Below are 4,577 nucleotides of genomic sequence, written 5' to 3' on the forward strand. Positions count from 1 at the left end.
AACCACCCTATCTGGCGCGCCGTCTTGACCTCGTGACCCGGGATGTCACGCGAGAGTCGCCAGTCAACGCACTCGTCGATGAATACCTTCACGAAGCAGTGGCAACCAGTCGGTCCATGGCCTGCTCCAGGAATTGAATAACCTGTACTCGGGTGACCGAAGGGAAACCGGCCAGAAACTCGTCTATGGAGTCCCCAGCTTCAAGGTAGTCGAGAAGTGTCTGGACGGGCACCCGAGTGTTGGCGAACACGGGAGTGCCCCCCATCACGTAGGGGTTGCGAGAGATTACGGGCTCGTCCATGGCGCGAGGCTACCCTCAACGCTGCGGGTCATGCAACTTCGCAGGCTTCACACGGGAGAGCGGATTGGGTACCGCCTTCTAAAGCGGCAATGCTCGCCACTCCGTCGCGCTAACTGCCATGTACCCCCCCCGCTGATACCAATCCGTCAGCACCCAGCGTTTGCAGCTCTTGCCGTCGACTTCATGAACGTGGTGAGCAGGGCGGTGAGTATGACCATGGATGATGCGTGAGCAGCCGGAACGGCGAAACGCCTCGACGACGGCATCGGGATTCACGTCCATGATCTCCGGGGACTTTTCCTTCATCTCCCGCGTGCTCTGCTCGCGCACGTTCTCGATGATCGCCTTACGCACGGCGAGCGGCTTCGCAAGGAAATCGTTCTGCCATGCGGGATCGCGCACCTGAGCGCGGAACGCTTGGTACTTCACGTCGTCGGTGCAGAGCGTGTCGCCGTGCATCAACAAGGTCGGGGTGCCGTACAGATCGACGACGATCGGGTCCTGCAGGAGCGCGACGCCGGTCGCGCGCGCGAACTCGTCGCCGACGAGAAAATCCCGGTTGCCGTGCATGAAGTAAAGCGGCACGCCCGAGTCGCTTGCCTGCCTGAGTGCCTCACCGATCTCGGCGTGCAAGGGATCGGCGAGATCGTCATCGCCAGCCCAGTATTCGAAGAGGTCGCCGAGGACGTAGAGTGCGTCGGACCCCGGCACGCGTTCGCGCAGGAAGCGGATGAAGAGCGTGTTGATCTCCGGCCGTTCGCGGCAGAGGTGAAGGTCGGAGATGAAGAGGGTGGCCATGGAAACGCGCGAAGACGTGAAGGCGTGAACGGGTGAACGGGTGAACGGGTGAAGGGGTGAAGGGGTGAAGGGGTGAAAAACCAGCGGTGGCGCTTGTGACTGCCGCGCTCAGACCCGTTCACCCGTTCACGTCTTCACTCCTTCACGCGGCCGGCATGCCGGCCGCTACACCTCTTCCGCTTTCTCGATCACCACGTCCTCGGCAGGCACGTCCTGGTGAAAGCCCTTGCTGCCGGTCTTAACGCCCTTGATCTTGTCCACGACTTCCGTGCCTTCGGTGACCTTGCCGAAGACGCAATAACCCCAGCCGTGCGCGTTGGGCGCGGTGTGGTTGAGGAAGTCGTTGTCCTTCACGTTGATGAAGAACTGCGCGGTTGCGGAGTGCGGATCGTTGGTGCGTGCCATCGCGATGGTGTAGCGATCGTTCTTGAGTCCGTTCTGCGCCTCGTTCTTGATCGGTGCCTGCGTCTGCTTCTGGCGCATGCCGGGCTCGAAACCGCCGCCCTGGATCATGAAGCCATCGATGATGCGGTGAAAGACGGTGTTCGAGTAGAAGCCGCTGTTCACATAGGAGAGGAAGTTCTGGACGGTGGCCGGGGCCTTCGCGTCGTCGAGCTCGATCGTGATCGGGCCGTGATTGGTGGTCAGCTTTACCTTGGACATGGGGTTGCGCTCGCTATTTGGTTGGGTTCAGGATTTTCGTTCCCTCGACGATCACGGTCTGCTGCGGCACCTCGGCCGGGAAGGGCCCGGCGGCGCCGGTGGGGATCGCCGCGATCTTCTCCACCACATCCATCCCTTTGACGACGCTTCCGAACACGGTGTAGCCGTATTCGCGCGGGTTGGGTGCGCGATAGTCGAGGAAGTTGTTGTCCTTGAGATTGATGAAGAACTGCGAAGTTGCGGAGTGGGGATCGTTGGTGCGCGCCATCGCCAGCGTGGCCGTCACGTTCTTCAGCCCGCTGCCTGCCTCGTTCTTGACCGGCGCCCGCGTCGGTTTCTGCTGATAGTCCTTGGTGTAGCCGCCGCCCTGCACGACGAACCCGGGAATCACGCGGTGGAAGATGGTGCCGGTGTAGAAGCCGTCCTTCACATAGCGCATGAAGTTGTCGACGGTGGCGGGCGCCTTGTCGGCGTACAGCTCGACGACGAAGCTGCCGACGTTGGTCTTGAACTCGACCTGCGGATTGGCGGCAAGCGCAGCGCCGGCGCAGAGCCCGAAGCAGAAGAGCACGCCGGAGGTCAGAAGACGGAGGAATCGCATTGGGGGGTACCTTTCGCTATGAAGATGAAGAACGTGCAGCGAGCATCGTCACCGCTGCGATGCGCCTTTCTTGACACCGCCGCCCTGCTTTTTCGGCGGCGGCGGCGTGTGGAAGACGGGTGTCGGCGCTTCGTCGGGACGCAGCTTCTCCAGCGCCGCAATCTTCGTCTGGAGTTGATTGTTGGCCGGGTCGTAGCGCGCAGCGTCGCGATAGGAGGTTTCGGCGAACTTCGTATACACGTCGCCGAGATTCTCCAGCGCGACCGAGTATTCGGGAAAGGCGGCCACCGCCCGCTCCAGGTAATCCCGTGCCAGGGCGTAGCGGCCCTGCTGGGCGTAGATCACGGCGAGATTGTTGTAGGGCTCGGCAAGCTCGGGATATTGCTCGATGATCGCGGTGTAAAGCGTGACGGCTTCTTCCGTCTTCCCCTGCTGCGTGAGCAGCTGCGCCTTCAGGAAGCGCGCGCGGGCATCGTTCGGCTGATCGCCGAGATAGCGCTCGATGCGCCCCAGCGCCTCGTCCGTCTTTCCCTGCTGATAGAGTTTGGCGGCGTCGTCGACGGCGTCGGCACGGACCGCGAGCGGAGCGGCAAGGGCAAGGCAGAAGAGGAGCGCGGCGCGGCGTGGCGGGGTCACTGTGCTATACTCCGGCGCGTTCCAGGATTCGCGATCGCCGGATTCTAGCAGCATCCCTCGAACACTGTCACAGCCGCAGCGCCTTCCCCCCCTTGAGCGTCAAGACGCGATTCGCGCCCAGCCCCACCGGCCTGTTGCACTTCGGCAACGTGCGCACGGCGCTCTTCAACGCGCTGCTCGCGAAGGCGAGCGGTGGCGCATTTCTGTTGCGCGTGGAGGACACCGACGTCGAGCGCAGCCGCGAGGAATACGTCCGCGCGCTGCAGGACGACATGCGCTGGCTCGGCATGCTGTGGCAGGAAGGTGAGGGCGTCGGCGGCGCGGCCGCGCCGTACCGGCAATCGCAGCGCACGGACGTCTACGAAAGCTACCTCGCGCGGCTCGAAGCCAGGGGGCTGGTGTATCCCTGTTTCTGCACGCCGCTCGAACTGGAGGTGTCGCGCAAGGTGCAGGCCGCCGCCGGACAGCCACCGCGCTACAGCGGCAAGTGCGCGCACCTGAAAGCCGACGAGATCGCGGCGAAGCGCGCGCAGGGCATCGCCTGCGCGCTGCGCTTCCGCATGCCGAAGTCGACGCTGATCGCGTTCGACGATCTCGTCCGCGGACCGCAGAAGTTCCCTGCCGATGACATCGGTGACTTCATCATCCGGCGTTCCGACGGCAGCTTCGCATTCTTCTTCGTGAACGCGGTCGACGATGCGCTGATGGGCGTCACACACGTGCTGCGCGGCGAGGATCATCTCACCAACACGCCGCGACAGATCGCGCTCCTGCAGGCGTTGGAGCTCACGATCCCGACGTATGCGCACATCTCGCTCATCGTGGACACGCAGGGTGCGCCGCTCTCGAAGCGCAGCGGCAGCCTGTCCGTGCAGGAGCTGCGGGAACTCGGGTACTTTGCGGGCGCGGTGGTCAACTATCTCGCGCGGCTCGGCCATCACTTTGCCGATACGCGCTATCTCACTCTCGACGAGCTCGCGGCGCAGTTCGCGCCCGGGCATCTCGGCCGTGCGCCGGCGCGCTACGACCGCACCCAGCTCGATCACTGGCAGGCGCAGGCGGTGGCGCATGCCGATTCCGGCACCATCACCGCGTGGCTGCTGCCCTATGTGCTGGGCATGGTGCCGACCGAGGATTTCTCGAGCTTCGCCGAGGCGGTGCGCGACAACGTGCTGTTTCCGCAGGACGGAAAGCTGTGGGCGGAGTCGATCTACAACGAGCCGCTGCTGCTCTCCGAGCGTGCGCGCGGGGTGATCGAGGCGACGCCGCCGATCTTCTTCCGCCACGCGTTCCAATCGCTGCAGCCGGACATGGATTTCGCCGCCTTTTCGGAACGCGTGAGGATCTCGAGCGGCGCCACCGGCAAGCAGCTCTTTCAGCCGCTGCGTGCTGCGCTCACCGGGCACCTGCACGGACCCGAGATGCCGCGGCTCTTCAAGCTGATCCGCTACGAGCGCGCCAGGCGTCGGCTCGCCGAGCACGTGCTCAACCTCCAGGTCGACTGATGCCCGTCGGCGGCGGGCGGCGCGGCCTGTCTTCATGCTGAAGATCTACAACACCCTCGCCCGCGACAAGCAG

Annotated in this window: 6 protein-coding genes; 1 reads left to right on the top strand and 5 read right to left on the bottom strand. The window is 64.1% G+C overall.

The window, feature by feature from the left end:
* Window positions 1-88: 88 nt before the first annotated feature.
* From JNK68_03940 to JNK68_03960, 5 genes are all read right to left on the bottom strand, one after another.
* Window positions 89-301: a DUF433 domain-containing protein gene (locus JNK68_03940; GenBank protein ID MBL8539503.1), complete on the bottom strand. Its 213-nt coding sequence runs from the start codon at window positions 299-301 to the stop codon at window positions 89-91.
* Window positions 302-379: 78 nt separating this feature from the next.
* Window positions 380-1,099, bottom strand: a complete 720-nt coding sequence (locus JNK68_03945; protein ID MBL8539504.1) for a UDP-2,3-diacylglucosamine diphosphatase — start codon at window positions 1,097-1,099, stop codon at window positions 380-382.
* Window positions 1,100-1,264: 165 nt separating this feature from the next.
* Window positions 1,265-1,762, bottom strand: a complete 498-nt coding sequence (locus JNK68_03950) for a peptidyl-prolyl cis-trans isomerase (protein ID MBL8539505.1) — start codon at window positions 1,760-1,762, stop codon at window positions 1,265-1,267.
* A gap of 13 nt (window positions 1,763-1,775) precedes the next feature.
* A complete protein-coding gene (locus JNK68_03955; protein ID MBL8539506.1) occupies window positions 1,776-2,363 on the bottom strand; it encodes a peptidyl-prolyl cis-trans isomerase in 588 nt (195 codons plus the stop codon).
* A gap of 48 nt (window positions 2,364-2,411) precedes the next feature.
* Window positions 2,412-3,053 carry an O-antigen ligase C-terminal domain-containing protein gene (locus tag JNK68_03960; GenBank protein ID MBL8539507.1) on the bottom strand — a complete coding sequence of 214 codons (642 nt, stop codon included), beginning with the start codon at window positions 3,051-3,053 and terminating at the stop codon, window positions 2,412-2,414.
* Between JNK68_03960 and JNK68_03965 the strand changes: the two genes are divergently transcribed.
* Window positions 3,041-4,504, top strand: coding sequence for a glutamate--tRNA ligase (locus JNK68_03965; protein MBL8539508.1), 1,464 nt, complete (start codon window positions 3,041-3,043; stop codon window positions 4,502-4,504). The two genes, JNK68_03960 and JNK68_03965, sit on opposite strands and share 13 nt — an antisense overlap.
* Window positions 4,505-4,577: the final 73 nt, after the last annotated feature.

Source organism: Betaproteobacteria bacterium (assembly GCA_016791345.1).
Lineage (GTDB): Bacteria > Pseudomonadota > Gammaproteobacteria > Burkholderiales > JAEUMW01 > JAEUMW01.

Excerpts from the sequence above, each read along its gene's own strand:
- JNK68_03940 (MBL8539503.1), bottom strand. The coding sequence starts at position 301 with ATGGACGAGCCCGTAATCTCTCGCAACCCCTACGTGATGGGGGGCACT.
- JNK68_03945 (MBL8539504.1), bottom strand. The coding sequence starts at position 1,099 with ATGGCCACCCTCTTCATCTCCGACCTTCACCTCTGCCGCGAACGGCCG.
- JNK68_03950 (MBL8539505.1), bottom strand. The coding sequence starts at position 1,762 with ATGTCCAAGGTAAAGCTGACCACCAATCACGGCCCGATCACGATCGAG.
- JNK68_03955 (MBL8539506.1), bottom strand. The coding sequence starts at position 2,363 with ATGCGATTCCTCCGTCTTCTGACCTCCGGCGTGCTCTTCTGCTTCGGG.
- JNK68_03960 (MBL8539507.1), bottom strand. The coding sequence starts at position 3,053 with ATGCTGCTAGAATCCGGCGATCGCGAATCCTGGAACGCGCCGGAGTAT.